General features: G+C 34.2%; 16 protein-coding genes. 8 read left to right on the top strand and 8 right to left on the bottom strand.

Annotated elements, in window-relative coordinates:
• Positions 1-180 precede the first annotated feature (180 nt).
• Positions 181-1,710: a glutamine-hydrolyzing GMP synthase gene (gene guaA / locus GN105_RS00865; protein ID WP_155283576.1), complete on the bottom strand. Its 1,530-nt coding sequence runs from the start codon at positions 1,708-1,710 to the stop codon at positions 181-183.
• Positions 1,711-2,421: 711 nt separating this feature from the next.
• Here guaA and GN105_RS00860 point away from each other — a divergent pair.
• The 3 genes from GN105_RS00860 (at position 2,422) to GN105_RS00850 (ending at position 5,734) form a co-directional block, all read left to right on the top strand.
• Positions 2,422-3,780, top strand: coding sequence for a sigma-54-dependent transcriptional regulator (locus GN105_RS00860; RefSeq protein ID WP_155283575.1), 1,359 nt, complete (start codon positions 2,422-2,424; stop codon positions 3,778-3,780).
• A gap of 76 nt (positions 3,781-3,856) precedes the next feature.
• Positions 3,857-4,408: a thioredoxin family protein gene (locus GN105_RS00855; RefSeq protein WP_155283574.1), complete on the top strand. Its 552-nt coding sequence runs from the start codon at positions 3,857-3,859 to the stop codon at positions 4,406-4,408.
• Positions 4,409-4,570: 162 nt separating this feature from the next.
• Positions 4,571-5,734 (top strand): sigma-54-dependent transcriptional regulator, encoded by a 1,164-nt coding sequence (locus GN105_RS00850; RefSeq protein ID WP_155283573.1) that lies wholly within the window; start codon positions 4,571-4,573, stop codon positions 5,732-5,734.
• Positions 5,735-5,842: 108 nt separating this feature from the next.
• Here the strand turns inward: GN105_RS00850 and rodA are convergent, their stop codons facing one another.
• The 7 genes from rodA to GN105_RS00815 all read right to left on the bottom strand — a co-directional run bounded on the left by rodA (position 5,843) and on the right by GN105_RS00815 (position 10,541).
• On the bottom strand, positions 5,843-7,126 hold the full coding sequence (gene rodA, locus GN105_RS00845; protein WP_155283572.1) for a rod shape-determining protein RodA: 1,284 nt from the start codon (positions 7,124-7,126) through the stop codon (positions 5,843-5,845).
• A 107-nt stretch (positions 7,127-7,233) separates the two neighbouring features.
• A complete protein-coding gene (locus GN105_RS00840; protein ID WP_227977370.1) occupies positions 7,234-7,488 on the bottom strand; it encodes a DUF6327 family protein in 255 nt (84 codons plus the stop codon).
• The gene (locus GN105_RS00835) at positions 7,472-7,846 is read right to left on the bottom strand and encodes a hypothetical protein (protein WP_155283571.1); all 375 of its coding nucleotides are present in this window, start codon (positions 7,844-7,846) and stop codon (positions 7,472-7,474) included. The genes GN105_RS00840 and GN105_RS00835 overlap by 17 nt, the downstream gene beginning before the upstream one ends.
• Before the next feature lie 137 nt (positions 7,847-7,983).
• Positions 7,984-8,310, bottom strand: a complete 327-nt coding sequence (locus tag GN105_RS00830; RefSeq protein WP_155283570.1) for a YtxH domain-containing protein — start codon at positions 8,308-8,310, stop codon at positions 7,984-7,986.
• A 65-nt stretch (positions 8,311-8,375) separates the two neighbouring features.
• Positions 8,376-8,693, bottom strand: a complete 318-nt coding sequence (locus GN105_RS00825; protein WP_155283569.1) for a YtxH domain-containing protein — start codon at positions 8,691-8,693, stop codon at positions 8,376-8,378.
• Positions 8,694-8,758: 65 nt separating this feature from the next.
• Positions 8,759-9,076: a YtxH domain-containing protein gene (locus GN105_RS00820; protein ID WP_155283568.1), complete on the bottom strand. Its 318-nt coding sequence runs from the start codon at positions 9,074-9,076 to the stop codon at positions 8,759-8,761.
• Positions 9,077-9,080: 4 nt separating this feature from the next.
• Positions 9,081-10,541 (bottom strand): TonB-dependent receptor, encoded by a 1,461-nt coding sequence (locus tag GN105_RS00815; protein WP_155283567.1) that lies wholly within the window; start codon positions 10,539-10,541, stop codon positions 9,081-9,083.
• A gap of 87 nt (positions 10,542-10,628) precedes the next feature.
• Here GN105_RS00815 and GN105_RS00810 point away from each other — a divergent pair, with 87 nt between their 5' ends.
• The 5 genes from GN105_RS00810 to GN105_RS00790 all read left to right on the top strand — a co-directional run bounded on the left by GN105_RS00810 (position 10,629) and on the right by GN105_RS00790 (position 16,250).
• Positions 10,629-11,393, top strand: a complete 765-nt coding sequence (locus GN105_RS00810; protein WP_155283566.1) for an MBL fold metallo-hydrolase — start codon at positions 10,629-10,631, stop codon at positions 11,391-11,393.
• A 246-nt stretch (positions 11,394-11,639) separates the two neighbouring features.
• Complete coding sequence (locus GN105_RS00805; RefSeq protein WP_155283565.1) at positions 11,640-12,095, top strand: GbsR/MarR family transcriptional regulator; 456 nt, start codon at positions 11,640-11,642, stop codon at positions 12,093-12,095.
• Between the two features lie 100 nt (positions 12,096-12,195).
• Positions 12,196-13,293, top strand: coding sequence for an efflux RND transporter periplasmic adaptor subunit (locus tag GN105_RS00800; RefSeq protein ID WP_155283564.1), 1,098 nt, complete (start codon positions 12,196-12,198; stop codon positions 13,291-13,293).
• Between the two features lie 382 nt (positions 13,294-13,675).
• A complete protein-coding gene (locus tag GN105_RS00795; RefSeq protein ID WP_155283563.1) occupies positions 13,676-15,067 on the top strand; it encodes an efflux transporter outer membrane subunit in 1,392 nt (463 codons plus the stop codon).
• Positions 15,068-15,479: 412 nt separating this feature from the next.
• The gene (locus GN105_RS00790; RefSeq protein ID WP_155283562.1) at positions 15,480-16,250 is read left to right on the top strand and encodes a DUF6261 family protein; all 771 of its coding nucleotides are present in this window, start codon (positions 15,480-15,482) and stop codon (positions 16,248-16,250) included.
• Positions 16,251-16,297: the final 47 nt, after the last annotated feature.

The following is a 16,297-nucleotide window of genomic DNA, read 5'->3' as shown; positions in this document are numbered from 1 at the left end:
TTAATTTGGAAAATGAAGTAATCCAAACCACAAATATACTATATTAATTAGAAATAAAGATATGAACTTAAAAAAATAGCATATTTTTAAGTTTTTTGAAGTTAAAATTTACTTGAAGAAAAAAGAAAAGTGAAGAATAAAAACATTGTTTCTTTTTCTTCACTTTTGTTTATAATTTACTTATTCCCATTCAATTGTGGCTGGTGGTTTTGAGCTGATATCGTAAACTACACGGTTTACGCCTTTTACTTTATTTATAATTTCGTTCGAGATTTTTTGTAAGAATTTGTATGGCAAATCAACCCAATCGGCAGTCATTCCATCAACACTTTCTACGGCACGTAAAGCAACTACTTTTTCATACGTACGTTCATCTCCCATTACTCCTACACTGTTGATAGGGAGTAAGATAGCTCCTGCTTGCCATACTTTGTCGTACAATCCGTGTTCTTTAAGTCCGTTAATGAATATGGCGTCAACTTCTTGTAAAATATTTACTTTTTCAGCTGTGATATCTCCTAAAATACGGATTGCCAAACCTGGTCCCGGGAAAGGATGTCTGCCCAATAATTCATCATCTATGCCAAGAGCTTTTCCCACTCGGCGAACTTCATCTTTGAAAAGCATACGCAAAGGTTCAACTACCTTAAGTTTCATAAAATCAGGAAGTCCGCCTACGTTGTGATGAGATTTGATAGTTGCAGAAGGACCTTTTACCGATAGTGATTCAATTACATCAGGATAAATAGTTCCTTGTCCTAACCATTTCGCATCCTCTATCTTATGTGATTCATCATCAAATACTTCAATGAATACTCGTCCGATTATTTTTCGTTTTTCCTCTGGGTCAGATTTTCCAGCTAAGGCATTTAAAAAACGTTCCGAAGCATCAACTCCTTTTACGTTTAAGCCCATACCTTCGTATTGTTTCAAAACATTTTGAAATTCATTTTTGCGAAGTAAACCGTTATTTACAAAGATACAATGTAGCTGATTTCCAATTGCTTTATTTAGTAAAACAGCCGCCACGGTTGAATCCACACCACCTGAAAGCCCCAAAACAACCTTTTCGTTGCCAACCTGTTCTTTTAGAGATTGAACAGTCATTTCTACAAAATTGTCCGAAGTCCAAGTAGGTTTTACTTTTGCAATTTTAATTAAAAAATTCTCTAAAAGTTTTTTTCCATCAATAGAATGTGAAACTTCAGGATGAAACTGAATTGCATAAGTATCTTCACCTTCAATTCTATAAGCTGCATTTTTTACATCAGCAGTACTTGCCAAACAAATTCCGCCAGTAGGAAGTTCTTTAATCGTATCACTGTGACTCATCCAAACTTGGCTTCCTTGTGAAATTCCATCAAAAAGAGGTTCACTCTTTTCAATGAAAGATAAATTGGCACGCCCGTATTCGCGTATTTTTGAGGGAGTTACATTTCCTCCGTTAAAATGTGCTAAATATTGTGCACCGTAGCAAACCGCTAAAAGAGGTTTCTTTCCTTTAATTTGTGATAAATTAGGATGAAGTGCGTCTTCTCCTCGTACCGAATAGGGTGAACCTGAGAGAATTACAGCTGAAAATTCATCCAAGTTCTCGGGCAAATGATTAAAAGGATGAATTTCACAGAAGATATTAAGTTCTCTGACTCTTCGTGCAATTAATTGTGTGTATTGCGAACCAAAATCTAAAATTAAAATACTATTATTCATTAAATTATGAGTTGTCTGTTAATTGTGCTTGAATAAAAACATCGGCAAAATTATGAATTAATGTTGAATTATGGTAATATCAGACCATTTATTTGTAAGATGCTTTTTGTATAAGTATATTAAATTTGAGTTTGAAAAAAGTAATTGTGTATCCAAAGTGTGTAAAGTTTATACGTTAAATGATTATTTTACACACTTTTTTATACAGTGTGTAATTTTTTTGAGATAATTAATTATTTTGTTTTGTTTTGATTATCAGTTTCTTGTGTTGTTTTTGTTGTGTTGATTCAAAAATGGCACGCTATTTTCTATAATGAGAGCGTAACTTTGATATGACAAAATAAGTTACAACAAAAAATTATAAAACTAAATTACAAATTGCTATAAGAAACATTTGTTTAGATGAGATTGTTCATTGAACACAAAAATTATCAAAAAACAATTACTTTAGGAAAAATCATTTATTAAACTATTCAAATGTCATTGAGACAGAATTTTATGAAAAAAACTTACTTTATTATTGAATAGTTAAATGATTGAGTATTAATAAATTTGGAGTTAGTAGTAGTATTTATATGCATTGTGAAAAAGGACTTTTTCGTGAGAAAAAGTCTTTTTCGTTTTTAACATACTTTTTGTTTTGAAAGTTGTATATTTGCCTCCAATCAAAAACTTATAGCAAATTTTTCACATTAAAATAAATTGATGAGTATGAATCCTATTCTTTTGGTAGAGGATGATATTACGTTTGCAAAAATGTTAACTCGTTTTTTGGAACGAAACGGATACAGAGTGGAAGAGTGTGGTACTTTGGAAGAAGCCAAGAAAAAAATAAGTCCTTTTACGAAAATGGTTTTCACGGATTTGCGTCTTCCTGATGGTGATGGCATTATTTTACTTAAGGAAATCAAAGCCTCATATCCTGAAATTCCTGTAATTGTAATGACGGGGTATGCTGAAGTTTCCACAGCTGTTGAAGCAATGAAATTAGGAGCTTTTGATTATATATCAAAGCCTTTTCAACAAGAAGACGTGCTAAATGTAATCAAAAATGCAGACAAATCAAAATCTCCAAAAATAATAACTCCTTCTGTACCAAGGGCAAGAGAGGAGAAAGAATTGAAATTACCTGAAAAAGATTCTTCTTTTGTGGAAGGTGTTAGCCTTGCATCGAAGAAATTGAATGAATTCATCAGCTTGGTGGCTCCTACCGATATGTCTGTTTTAATCACAGGGGAAAGTGGTACCGGAAAAGAAGTAGTTGCAAAATCAATTCATCTTAAAAGTGAAAGAGCCAACAAGCCTTTCATAGCAGTGGATTGCGGAGCCATTCCTAAGGAAATTGCATCGAGTGAATTTTTTGGACATATAAAAGGTTCATTTACAGGTGCAATTAGCGATAAAAAAGGACATTTTGAAGAGGCTAACGGAGGAACGATTTTTCTGGATGAAGTAGGAAATTTGAGTTATGAGAATCAAATACAACTACTGAGAGCTTTACAAGAAAGAAGGATAAAACCGATAGGAAGTTCTAAAGAAATTGAGGTAGATATAAGAGTTTTGGCGGCAACCAATGAAGATTTACTCACAGCTGTTGAAAAAGGGCAATTCCGAGAAGATTTGTATCATCGTTTGAATGAGTTCTCAATAAAAGTACCTTCTTTACAGGAACGCAAAGATGATTTGATGATTTTTGCTTCTCATTTTCTGGAAGTTGCAAATCAAAAATTGCGTAAACAAATCTATGGATTTTCTGAAAAGGCAGTACAAAGAATGCTTTTGTATCCTTGGAACGGAAATTTGCGAGAGCTTTCCAACGTGATAAAAAGAGCTACATTATTGGCTCAAGGGAATTACATTACGGAAGATGATTTGCCAGAAGAAATAGTTTCAGAAACACATAATGTTATCGCCGAAAAAATATCTTTTTCAACTAAAGATAACGAAAAAGAGCTAATCATAAGTGCGTTAAAAGAGTCACAAAACAATAAAACAGAGGCTGCAAAATTATTAAATGTAACTCGTAAAACGCTCTATAACAAGCTTAAAGCTTATGGGATAGATTTATAATTTTACTAAATTAATTTTGTGGCATTATTTTTGATGATGAGATGCTATGTTAAATTGTTAAACTATTTTTAGAATTATGATGAAGAAAATTATTGCAATTGCTGCTTTTGTTTTGGTAAATGTAAATTTATTGTCTGCTCAAGAAATAAAATGGATGACTTTTAATGAAGCCATTGCAGCTCAGAAAAAGAACCCTAAGAAAATTTTTGTAGATGTTTACACAGTTTGGTGCGGACCTTGCCAACAATTGGAAAAGAAAACCTTTAAAAATAAGGATGTAGCAAATTACATCAATGAGAATTTTTATGCGGTTAAATTCAATGGAGAAGGCAATGAAGTGGTAGATTACAAAGGTCAAAAGTTTGAAAATAAAGGATATGACCCTGCCAGAGCTGAACGCAGAAATGCATCACACCCATTTGCAAATTATTTGCAAATTCAGGCGTATCCAACAATGTTATTTTTTGATGAGAAAGGTGAATTTCTTCAGCCACTTACGGGGTATTTCTCACCAACTCAAATAGAAATGTTCTTGAAATTATTTGCCAAAGATGATTTTAAAAACATCAAATCACAAGCAGATTTTCAAAAGTATCAAACCAATTTTAAAGGAACATTTAAAGAATAAATACTTTTTCATAGTTAATTAGATAGCCCTTGAACGATTTGTTCTGGGGCTTTTCTTTTTTTATGATTCGGTTGAAAGGATAAAAATTCAGAAAATTATTGTTTTAATTCTTTATTTATTCAAAATTTTTTATCTTTCGCAAAAAATAGATAATACGAAAATATGCCTAAAATATTAATCATTGAGGATGAGCCAGCTATCCGAAGAGTACTCAAAAAAATATTGTTAGAAGAAAACAAAGAGTACGAAGTAGATGAAGCTCCCGATGGAGCGGAGGGGTTGGAAAAAATCAAAAAGGAAGATTATGATTTGGTTTTGTGCGATATAAAAATGCCAAAATTAGATGGAATGGAAGTACTTACTTCCACAAAGAAAATTAAACCGGAAATTCCGTTTGTGATGATTTCAGGACACGGAGATTTAGAAACTGCCGTAAACACAATGAAATTAGGAGCTTATGATTACATTTCAAAACCACCGGACTTGAATCGCTTGTTAAACACAGTTCGTAATGCATTGGACAGAAAGGAATTAGTTGTTGAAAACAAGCGTTTGAAAAAGAAAATAAACAAAAATTACGAAATGATTGGTGAGAGTGATGCTTTGCAACAAATTCGCCAAATTATCGAAAAAGTAGCTCCTACGGAGGCACGCGTGTTAATAACTGGCTCAAACGGAACGGGTAAAGAATTGGTGGCACACGCTTTGCACGAAAAAAGTGAACGTGCCACAGCTCCGATGGTGGAGGTTAATTGTGCGGCAATCCCTTCTGAATTGATTGAAAGTGAGTTGTTTGGACACATAAAAGGAGCGTTTACATCGGCTGTTAAGGACCGTGCAGGAAAGTTTGAAGCGGCTCATAACGGAACAATTTTTTTAGATGAAATTGGAGATATGAGTTTGTCCGCACAAGCTAAAGTGCTGAGAGCCTTGCAGGAAAATAAGATTTCACGTGTGGGAAGCGACAAGGATATTAATGTGGATGTCCGTGTAATTGCTGCTACTAATAAGGATTTGAAAAAGGAAATCTCTGAAGGACGTTTTCGAGAAGATTTGTATCATCGGCTTGCTGTTATTTTAATCAAAGTTCCTTCTTTGAATGAAAGACGTGACGATATTCCTCTTTTAATAGCTCATTTTTCAAAAAAAATTTCAGAAGAACAAGGAATTTCGCCTAAAAAATTCGATAAAAAAGCGATTGAATTATTGCAAAAACAGGATTGGACAGGAAATATTCGCGAACTTCGCAATGTGATAGAACGTTTGATAATTCTTGGAGGCAAGGAAATTTCGGAAGATGACGTCAAAAGTTTTGCCGGAAAATAAATGGAAGTTATTTTTTAACAATTAATGTAATTATTTATAACACACAGAATATCAGTAATATTTTGATATTCTGTGTGTTTTTTATTTAAATAAAAAGAATTTTTTGCTTTACCAATTGTAAATTCTATTAGCATCAAGTCGTAAAAAAATGAATAGTAAAATGGTAAAAGCCCATAAGCCCGAACCACCATAACTAAAAAATGGAAGAGGAATGCCAATAGTAGGAATTAGCCCGATAACCATTCCTACATTTACACAAAAATGGACAAATAATATGGAAACTACACAATAACCATAAATTCTGCTAAAACTTGATTTTTGCCTTTCCGCCAGAAATATTAGCCGTAAGAGCAAAAAGGTAAACAGAACAATTACTGTTAAAGTGCCAACAAGTCCCCATTCTTCTCCTAAAGTGGTGAAAATGTAGTCAGTATGTTGCTCGGGAACAAAACTTCCTTTGGTTCGAGTTCCTTCCAGAAATCCTTTTCCGAAAATTCCTCCTGAGGTAATTGCCGATTCGGACATATAAGTGTTATACCCGAAATCTCTTCGCATTTGACTGATTTTCTGTGGGTCTTGCTCTAAACGTAGCCACAAGCTCAATCTATTTCGATGGTGTTGTTTCAGTACGTTATCAAAAATAGGTTTTGTTGATAATGAGGTTGTTAAACATATTAATGATAAGATAAATATATTTTGAAAAGGGATTCTGTTAGTGCGTTTTTTATGCCAAAAAGCATAAAGCCAAATTGATAACCCAGACGCAATGATAACAAAAATACTTCCGAATTTAAGTGTAGCAACAAAAATTAAAGCCGTAATACTTAGATAAAAAAGCAGGTAAGAAGGCATTCCCTCGCGATACAAAACAAAGACTAACGAAAAGAAAACCAGTAAACTACCAACGTCAGGTTGTAGTAAAATTAGCACAGCGGGTAAAATTAGTATGAATAATGCTCGGAATAAGTCCTTAGTTTGCCTTATATCGGTGTGAATATCACTTAAATATTTGGAAAAAAATAAGGCTGTGGCTACTTTGGCAAATTCACTTGGCTGAATTGTTACGGAACCTATGGCATACCACGATTTTGCACCGTTGGTTTCTTTTCCAAATACGAACAAACCTGCAAGTATTACAAGACTGACGATATAAAAAACTATCGAAAAATTTTCGTAGAATTTCGGGTCAATTGCTAAGATGAAGATAATCAGCAGAAAACTAAGTCCTATAAAAAGGAATTGTTTGCCATAGAACTGATTGATGTCAAAAAGAGATGTAGTATTAATCTCATTGTAAGTTGTTGAAAAAATGGCAACCCAACCAATACAAACCAAGAGTAAATAGCACAAAATGGATAACCAATCCAGATTTTTTATGAGGCTTCGCTTCATTATTTGAATTGAAAAATTAGACGTTGTTTATAATACAGAAAATTTGATGATTTGAAAAATATTTCATTTTCAAACCACCAAATTATTATTTTTAAAGTTATTATTTACTATCTTTTTCTTCTTAGTAAAAAATATATTGCATAATCCACAATCAGGTTCATCCACCTTGTTTTAGGATTCAGAAATGAAAAACCTATGTTTGTGAATGTACTTGAAACAATATTTTTCACAGAAAGACTATCTTTTAAATCCGAAACATTATTTTTTAGATACAATCCATCTATTTGTTTTTTTAGTTTCAGGATTTTAAGGTCAGTTTCAATCTCTTCAAATGATTGATATTTTTTATTCTTCGTAATCATCTTCGTCATCTGATTTAAAATAAGCTTCTGAAAGTCTGCCAAGCAAAGGTTTTTCTATGAGTTTTTTCCTAAAAAGGAAAGCAACTAATGCCACCAAGGAATAAAAAACTCCCATAGCAAGAAAACCTAAAGCAAAACTATTCAACCAACTCCCGATAGCAAACGCCATCGCAAATGACAGGAAAAAAAGTACGAGCAAACTTACCAGACCTAACAAAAAAATATTAATTAAATCATACGATGATTTTGCTATAAATCTGAAAGCGAATAACTTATAGTATGATACGTTAGAGTCTAAGGTCTCGCCGGCTCTTGCCGAGATTTCTCTGAAGCTTTCTTTAATACTGTTTTTAGACATAAATATGTATTTTATTTCTCACAAAGATTTCACTAATTGGTCAGAAATACGGATTTAATAATAAATATTTCTGAATTAAGAAATAATCAAAAACTCACACATTCAAAAAATCAGTGAAAATTGTGAGAAAAAATTAATTATTTCTGTAATTTAGCGTTTGCTTCTTTCAAAGCAGCTAATTTTTTTTCTAAAACAGTAATAACGTCTTCAGCCTTGTGGCTTGATTTCGATAACAAATTTTCAACTTTATCCTCCAAAGTACCTTTAAATTCTGAAGATTTTTCTTTCACTTCTTGGCTTAAAGCATCTATTTTGTGCTTCAATTTTGATGTAGTTTCATCAACAGAATCTTTGATTTTTCTACGAGTATTTTTCCCTTTGTCCGGAGCGAATAAGATACCAACTCCAGCTCCGATAGCAGCTCCCGTTACTAACGCTAATAAAACATTTCCTGTTTTTGCCATAATCTTAATTTTTTAAATTTAAATAGTTTAATAATGTTTAAAATCAATAAGTTAATAATCCAAATTTAGGATTTAACCGTTTTTTTCAAATCGTTTAGTTTTTTATCCAAAAGTTTAATAACTTCATCAGTTTTGTATTCCGATTTAGCCAACAAACTTTCGATGTTTTCCTCCAATGAACCTTTGATTTCAGAAGATTTTCCTTTTACTTCACGAGCCAATTTATCCATTTTCTTTTTCAGTTTGGAAGTTTTTGAATCAACTGAATCTTTAATTTTTTGGCGAGTGTCTTCTCCTTTGTTTGGAGCAAATAAAATACCAACTCCAGCTCCGATAACAACTCCTGTTACTAACGCCAATAAAACATTTCCTGTTTTTGCCATAATTTTAATTTTTTAAATTTAAATAGTTTAATAATGTTTAAAATCAATAAGTTAATAATTCAAATTTAGGATTTAACCGTTTTTTTCAAATCGTTTAGTTTTTTGTCCAAAAGTTTGATAACTTCATCAGTTTTGTATTCCGATTTAGCCAACAAACTTTCGATGTTTTCCTCCAATGAACCTTTGATTTCAGAAGATTTTCCTTTTACTTCACGAGCCAATTTGTCCATTTCCTTTTTCAATTTGGAAGTTTTTTTATCAACAGAATTTTTGATTTTTCTGCGAGTATCTTCTCCTTTATCCGGAGCGAACAAAATTCCAACTCCTGTCCCGATAGCAACTCCTGTTACTAAAGCTAATAAAATGTTTCCTGTTTTTGTCATAACGTTACTTATTTTTATGTTTAATATTTTGGTTATATCCGAATAATTCTTTTTTCATAATGATTTCAGCAACTCCTTCAGGAAGTAATTCTTGCCATCCCGAATCACCTTTTTCAATCATAGAAAGTATTTCTTTTGAAAAGATATTAAGATGCGTTTCGTCATAATCTTTGATATCTACAACTTTTCCGTTGAATTTAAAAAACTTGTACAATTCTTTCATACGAGGATGAACTTTCAAATTCTCGCTATTGATGATTTCTCCGGTGTTTGGGTCTTTCATCGGAAATAGGTAAATTTTTATATCCCGATAGAACAACTTTCCGAAAGCCTCTAAAATACCACCGCTTAAATGTCGGTAATATTTTTCGTCAAAGATGGCAATCAAATTACTCACTCCCATTGCCAATCCCATTCGCGAATTGGTATAATTTGAAAAGTATTCAACTACGCGATAGTATTCCTTAAAGTTGGAAATCAGTACTTTCTGACCTAAAGAACATAACAATCTGGCTCTGTCCATAAAATCTTGTTCGTTCAATTCCCCTGCGGAGATAAGATTGGAAAGTGTAATCTCAAAAATAACCTCAGTGCGTGCCGGATTTACCTTATTTTCATTGAGAAACATTTCCAAAGATTTTTGGTACATATCCATATTTACCTTAGTTACGGGTCTGAAACTACCTCTCAAAGTAAGAATATTTTTCTTGTAAAGTTGTTCCGCAGGAAGGATATTTTTCCCATCAGGACCAAACATTACTGCTTCCGTCATTCCGTTTTTGATGAGCTGTAAGCTAATTAACCTATTATCAATATCTTTGAAATCAGGACCGGAGAAATTAACCATATCAATCTCAATCAAATCTTTGTCAATATGGTCATATAAATATTTTAATATCTTTTCAGGTTTTGAGGTTTTATAAAAAGCTCCATAAATTAAATTTACTCCCAAAATTCCCAAAGTTTCCTGCTGAGCTCGAGCTTCATTTTGATGAAAACGAATATGAATGATAATTTCATTGTACTCGCCTTGTGGTTGTGTTTGAAATCGTATCCCGACCCATCCGTGTCCTTTTTTCCGCTTTGAAAAATCAATCGTGGTTACGGTATTCGCATACGAAAAAAATACTTTGTTAGGATGATTTTTTCTGGTTAAGCGAGTCTCTATAAGCTTGATTTCATAATCAAGCATCTTTTTTAGTCTGCTTTCGGTAACATACCTGCCGTCTTTTTCAATCCCGTAGATAGCATTACTTACCTCTTTGTCGTAAGCACTCATTGCTTTAGCAATAGTTCCGGAAGCTGCACCCGCTCTGAAAAAATGCCGCACGGTTTCTTGTCCTGCCCCAATCTCGGCAAAAGTTCCGTAAATATTCTCATTCAAGTTAATCCGCAAAGCCTTCGCTAAAGTAGAAGGAACATCTTCAATAGGAAGATCTCTATCTCCTTGGATAATGACACTCATAGTACACTTTTGGTTTTTCAGAAAAAAATTTTCACAAATATAAGCTTTTATCTGGTAAAATCCTAATTTTGCACGAAAAAAAGCACTTTGAAAATCACTTTTTTAGGAACAGGAACCTCGCAAGGGATTCCGGTTATAGGCAGTAATCATCCGGTAAGTTTAAGTAAAAACAAGAAAGACAGTCGTTTACGAACCTCTGCAATGATTTCTTGGGAAAATATTAACTTGGTCATAGACTGTGGTCCTGATTTTCGGCAGCAGATGTTGACCAATAAAGTTAGTCATCTTGAAGCAATTTTATTTACTCACGAACACGCCGACCATACCACAGGACTTGATGACATCCGCCCTTTTGTGTATCAACAAGGAGATATGCCTATTTACGCTTTGCCTCGCGTAATATCGGAATTAAAAAGGCGATTTGAATATATCTTCAGAACGGAAAATCGTTATTTAGGAGCTCCATCGGTAATCATTAATGAGATTGATGATGAAAGTTTCAGCCTTTTCGGAAAAACAATTACACCTATTCAAGTAATGCACGGGAATCTCCCTATACTGGGTTATCGTATCCAAAATATGGCGTATATTACTGATGCAAAAACTATTCGGCAAGATGAATTGGACAAATTACACGATTTGGATGTTTTGGTACTGAATTGTTTACGAGAGCAGGTTCATCCCACGCATTTGAATTTGGAAGAAGCCCTTGAAATTATAGAAATTGTAAAGCCTAAACGAACTTTTTTTACGCACATAAGTCAAACTTTCGGATTTCACGATGAAGTTTCCGAAAAGCTACCGCCAAATGTCTTTTTGGCATACGATAATTTGGTGATAGATGTTAAATAGCCTGATTTTATAACTGTACTACTATTGTTATATCTTTTATCTTCAAAAATATTTTAAACAAAATCCTTATAGGTTACAAATATTACCGTATTGTGGCAATGAGTACGCTGTGGTATGCTTCTTTAAATCAATAAACTATATCTGAAAATAGATTTAGGTATAGTTAAAGAAATCAAAAAGTTTAATTTGTTTAATATGGTTTGAACTTTTTGTGTACTTTTGCACTTTCGAATCAAATATACAATAATGATAAAGAATGTAGATGAAGCTCTGATTCAGCAATTGGTAAACGTGTACACGAACAAAGGGCTTTCGCCTATTGCAGCACAGATATTGACTTATATGAAGTTTGATTTCAGTGGTGAAGGTGTAACTTTTGACCAGTTGCAGGAGGCTTTGGGAGTGAGTAAAGGGTCTGTTTCGCTTAATTTACGAGCTCTGATAGACAAAGGTTTTGCGATAGAATTCAATAAGTTCAATGACCGAAAGCGATACTTTACTCAAAACTCGGAGTACCTTCCGGGAAGATTAAAATCCGAAATAGAAAAGCTTGAATTTGAGCAGCAAACAGTACAGAAGCTTGCAGATTTGTTCTCTAAAAATGAAAACACAAAACCCGAAATACTCAACACACTTAAAGTACATATAGAATTAACCCACAAAGTAGCTGAAATACTAAAAGAGAGTCTGGCTAAGCTATGATTAAGGTGCTAAAAATCTAAATTGTAGAGAAATCAGAAGTTCATTGGGTATCTTAATATCAGAAGTTCAATAATTATCCTTAATAAACATATAATAAAAAATGAATAGAATATTAGTTTCAATAATTGTAGCTGGTTTGTTTACGGCTTGCAAGCAAACCCAACAATCAGCACCACAGGGAGTGAAGTCGTACCCGGTGATTACAGTTAGCCAAGGGCAGGCAACCTCCTATTTTCAATATCCGGCAAATATCGAAGGTAAGGTAAACAGCCCTGTACAGGCAAAAGTAACAGGATACATTACTCAAGTGTTGGTTGATGAGGGGCAATCGGTAACCAAAGGACAACCGCTTTTCAGATTGGAAACGCAAACACTTAACCAAACTGCACAAGCAGCCAAGGCGTCGGTAGAGGCGGCTCAGGTAGAGGTAAACAAGCTCCTTCCGTTGGTGGAAAAGAATATCGTAAGTCCTGTACAGCTTCAAACTGCTAAGGCAAATTTGCAAAGAGCTCAAGCCGCTTATAGTGAAGTGGCATCTAATATGGATTTTGCTACGGTAAAGGCTCCTGTAAGTGGGGTAGTAGGGGCGATAAACCTGCGAGAGGGGGCATTGGTAACGGCAGGAAATACAATGCTTACCAGCGTTTCTGACGTGAGTGAAGTATATGTCTATTTCTCTATGAATGAGAAAGAATACCTAACTTTTTTAGAACAAGTGCCGGGAAAAACCACAGCCGAGAAGCTCAAAAGTTTCCCTAAGGTGAAATTAATTTTAGCCAACGGGGCTACATATCCTGAAGAGGGTATTATACAAGCCGTTACAGGGCAAATCGATGCTTCTACCGGAAGCATACAGTTTAGGGCTGTATTTCCTAATCCTAATGGCTTATTGACCAATGGAAATAGCGGAATCATACAAATTCCGCAAGAGTTCACCGATGCAATCGTTATTCCGGAAGTGGCTGCCTTTGAGCAACAAGGATTGGTTTTTGTATATAAAGTTGAGAAAGATACCATAAAGCAATCGGTGGTGAAGGTACGAAACCGAAGTGCTAATACAATGGTTGTGGAAAACGGACTAAAAGCAGGCGAAGTTATCGTAGTTCAAGGAATCAATGGGCTTCGTTCGGGAATGGTTATCAAACCGGAACCCGTGCAAATGGATAGCATTATTAAAAAGGTACAACCTATCTTTTGATAATAAGCAAAAAACTTTTAGTTTGACACATTTATAATTTCGTATAACTAAAATAAAAATAACTTCTTTTATTGAATATATAAAACATCCCCCTGCCCCCTTCAAAGGGGGAGTGTAGCAGCATTATAAAAGCTGTTTTTTGCAGAAGTTTTTTTATTGAATATATAAAACATCTTCCTATCTCTTTCAAAGGGGGAGTGTAGTAGCATTATAAAAGCTGTTTTTTGCAGAAGTTTTTTTATTGAATGTATGAAACATCTTTCTGCTCCTTTCAAAGGGGGAGTGTAGCAGCATTATAAAAGCTGTTTTTAGTAAAAATTCCCCCTTTGAAGGGGGCAGGGGGATGTAAATAAAAGAAATTATAGTATAAAATAAATTGATAATGAACATATTTAAAATAATAGGTGTTACGATAGCTACAATCCTGCTGACTTCGTGTGCAGCCCGAAAAAACTACGAGCGACCACAGGTAGCGGATAGCAAATTGTTTCGTAGTGAGAACATTTCGGCAGATAGTCTTAGTTCGGCGGTGGTGTCGTGGAAAGATATTTTCACCGATAAGGTATTGCAGCAGCATATCAACAAGGCTTTGACCAAAAATTTAGATATTCGGGTGGCTTTACAGAATGTTGCTTCGGCACAAGCCTATTTAAAACAGAGTAGAAATGCCTTCTTGCCATCAATTTCAGCATCAGGCAGCTATACGCGTAACACTGCATCACTTAATGTCAATCCGTTACAGACAGAAAGAAGCTATAACAACGTATGGGACATCACAGTCAATGCCTCTTGGGAAGCCGATATATGGGGGAAATTAAACGCTCAAAATAAGGCAAGTTACGCATCGTATCTGGCTACGGTTTCGGCACATCAGGCGGTTCAGTCTGAAGTGATAGCCACGCTGGCAACAGCTTATTATCAATTGCTAATGTATGACAGGCAACGTGAAATATTGCAGGAAACCATTAAGCTCAGACAAGCCGGATTGGAAACTACTCAAGCACTTAAAGATGCGGGAATCACCACAGAAGTAGCCGTTCAACAAACACAAGCCTTATTATATAATGCACAATCGCAGTTAATTACGATAAACAATGCTGTCTGGGCGTTAGAAAATAGCATAGCAATATTATTGGCGGAGAATCCGCAAGATATTGAACGCACAAGGTTAGATGAACAACAGTTTCCGACCGATTTCAAACAAGGGTATCCTGTCAGTTTGCTCGAGAACAGACCCGATGTAAAGCGTGCAGAGTACAACCTGATGAATGCCTTTGAGCTAACCAACGTAGCACGTACCGGATTTTATCCATCACTAACGCTAACAGCTCGCACAGGTGTTACAAGTACCGATATAGAGCAATGGTTTTCAGTGAAATCTATTTTTGCTAATTTTATTGCAGGGCTTACGCAACCTATATTTAACAGACGACAAGTACGTACACAATACGAAGTAAGCAAAGCTAATAAAGAAATAGCATTGTTAGGATTTCAGAAAACAATATTGATGGCAGGGAAGGAAGTTTCGGACGCTATGCAAAATTTTGCCTCACAAGAGGAGTTTATACAACTAAAACAAAAAGAAACAGAGGCTTACCAAAAGGCAACAGATTATTCAAAAGAATTATTCAATAGCGGAATGGCAAGTTATTTGGAGGTGATAACCTCTGAGGTTAATCGATTGAATGCCGAACTATCCCTTGCGAATGCCAAATTTATGCGAATGCAGTATGGAATTACCCTTTATAAGGCTTTGGGTGGTGGATGGCGGTAATTACAATAGGTAAAAATTTTAAAAATATATATAGCTGTATTGCGTAGGAAATGAGGTTTAAAAATAGTTGGTGTATTGAGGTCTTTCTTGCGGGTAATAAATATAAAAGTTATTGTATTTAGGTCGTTCTTGTTGATTTTTATTTTTGTGATATTGATATTTTATAGTTTCTTTTAGGTTTTAAATATAAAAGTTAGTGTAATTAGGTGTTTTTTATGGTTTATGAAAGTCAAGATTGTTGTGATGCGGTCGTTATTATGACTTTGATGAGTGTAACCTGTAATATTGATTAGTTTTTATAAGTTAAAACTATAAAAGATAATCCAAAGAAAGAAAATAATATAATGTATTTAGCATTAAAATATAAACTGAATTTGTTTTATTAAAGTTTAACCCAAAAAAGTTATAAGTTATGAGTGTATTGATGGATATTTCTTTACCGAATCTTGTTAAATTAAACAATGATGAATATGCCCAATTTATAAAAGGGGCAATGGGATTGATAGATGAAAATGATTTGGATAAATTAGCTGTAAGGAAAGAGTTGTTTACATCTATTCAAAAGAACTTGGATTTGCTTACGGAGGCATCTCGCCAAACTCGTTCAAGCAAAGAGTCTGAAAATATTAACCGATTGGAGAAACAACGTAGCGAATTGCTATCCTATGTAATATCTTCATTCCGATTGGCAAAGAAAAGTTCTATGGAATCGCATAAGGAATCAGCGCAGGTGCTTGTCAAAGAGTTTAAAAATTATTCGCGAGTGGCATCACTTCCTACTCGACAAAAGTCGCAAGCTATCGATGCATTGATTAAAGATTTGGAAAAGCCTGAAATCTCTAAGCACTTGAATGCATTGAGTGTATCACACGCTGTGGCTTCTTTAAAGCAAGCCAATACCCGATATCAGGAATTGGTGGGAGTGCGTGCTGAAACACAGGCTACAACACCATTAATCAATGTGAAAAAGGTACGTAAAGAAGCTCACGTTTTATATAAGGAGTTAGTTCGCTTCGCTTTTTCTAATAATGTAATACACCCATCAGAAGAAAGCAAAAATTTTATTACCTTGCTCAGTAAGTTAATGGAAGATACGATGAATGCATACAAACAGCGTTTAGGTCAGCTTAAAGCAAACAAAAATATATCAACTAAGGAAGAAAATGTTCCTTCTGTATCGTGATGTATTATAGGCAGATATTGATTTTATATGTTAAATGTATAAAATTA

This window comes from Capnocytophaga felis (assembly GCF_009684755.1).
Lineage (GTDB): Bacteria > Bacteroidota > Bacteroidia > Flavobacteriales > Flavobacteriaceae > Capnocytophaga > Capnocytophaga felis.
This window is presented reverse-complemented; position numbering and strand designations above follow the sequence as displayed.

Coding starts and splice junctions, on each gene's coding strand:
- guaA (WP_155283576.1), bottom strand. CDS start 1,710: ATGAATAATAGTATTTTAATTTTAGATTTTGGTTCGCAATACACACAA.
- GN105_RS00860 (WP_155283575.1), top strand. CDS start 2,422: ATGAATCCTATTCTTTTGGTAGAGGATGATATTACGTTTGCAAAAATG.
- GN105_RS00855 (WP_155283574.1), top strand. CDS start 3,857: ATGATGAAGAAAATTATTGCAATTGCTGCTTTTGTTTTGGTAAATGTA.
- GN105_RS00850 (WP_155283573.1), top strand. CDS start 4,571: ATGCCTAAAATATTAATCATTGAGGATGAGCCAGCTATCCGAAGAGTA.
- rodA (WP_155283572.1), bottom strand. CDS start 7,126: ATGAAGCGAAGCCTCATAAAAAATCTGGATTGGTTATCCATTTTGTGC.
- GN105_RS00840 (WP_227977370.1), bottom strand. CDS start 7,488: ATGATTACGAAGAATAAAAAATATCAATCATTTGAAGAGATTGAAACT.
- GN105_RS00835 (WP_155283571.1), bottom strand. CDS start 7,846: ATGTCTAAAAACAGTATTAAAGAAAGCTTCAGAGAAATCTCGGCAAGA.
- GN105_RS00830 (WP_155283570.1), bottom strand. CDS start 8,310: ATGGCAAAAACAGGAAATGTTTTATTAGCGTTAGTAACGGGAGCTGCT.
- GN105_RS00825 (WP_155283569.1), bottom strand. CDS start 8,693: ATGGCAAAAACAGGAAATGTTTTATTGGCGTTAGTAACAGGAGTTGTT.
- GN105_RS00820 (WP_155283568.1), bottom strand. CDS start 9,076: ATGACAAAAACAGGAAACATTTTATTAGCTTTAGTAACAGGAGTTGCT.
- GN105_RS00815 (WP_155283567.1), bottom strand. CDS start 10,541: ATGAGTGTCATTATCCAAGGAGATAGAGATCTTCCTATTGAAGATGTT.
- GN105_RS00805 (WP_155283565.1), top strand. CDS start 11,640: ATGATAAAGAATGTAGATGAAGCTCTGATTCAGCAATTGGTAAACGTG.
- GN105_RS00800 (WP_155283564.1), top strand. CDS start 12,196: ATGAATAGAATATTAGTTTCAATAATTGTAGCTGGTTTGTTTACGGCT.
- GN105_RS00795 (WP_155283563.1), top strand. CDS start 13,676: ATGAACATATTTAAAATAATAGGTGTTACGATAGCTACAATCCTGCTG.
- GN105_RS00790 (WP_155283562.1), top strand. CDS start 15,480: ATGAGTGTATTGATGGATATTTCTTTACCGAATCTTGTTAAATTAAAC.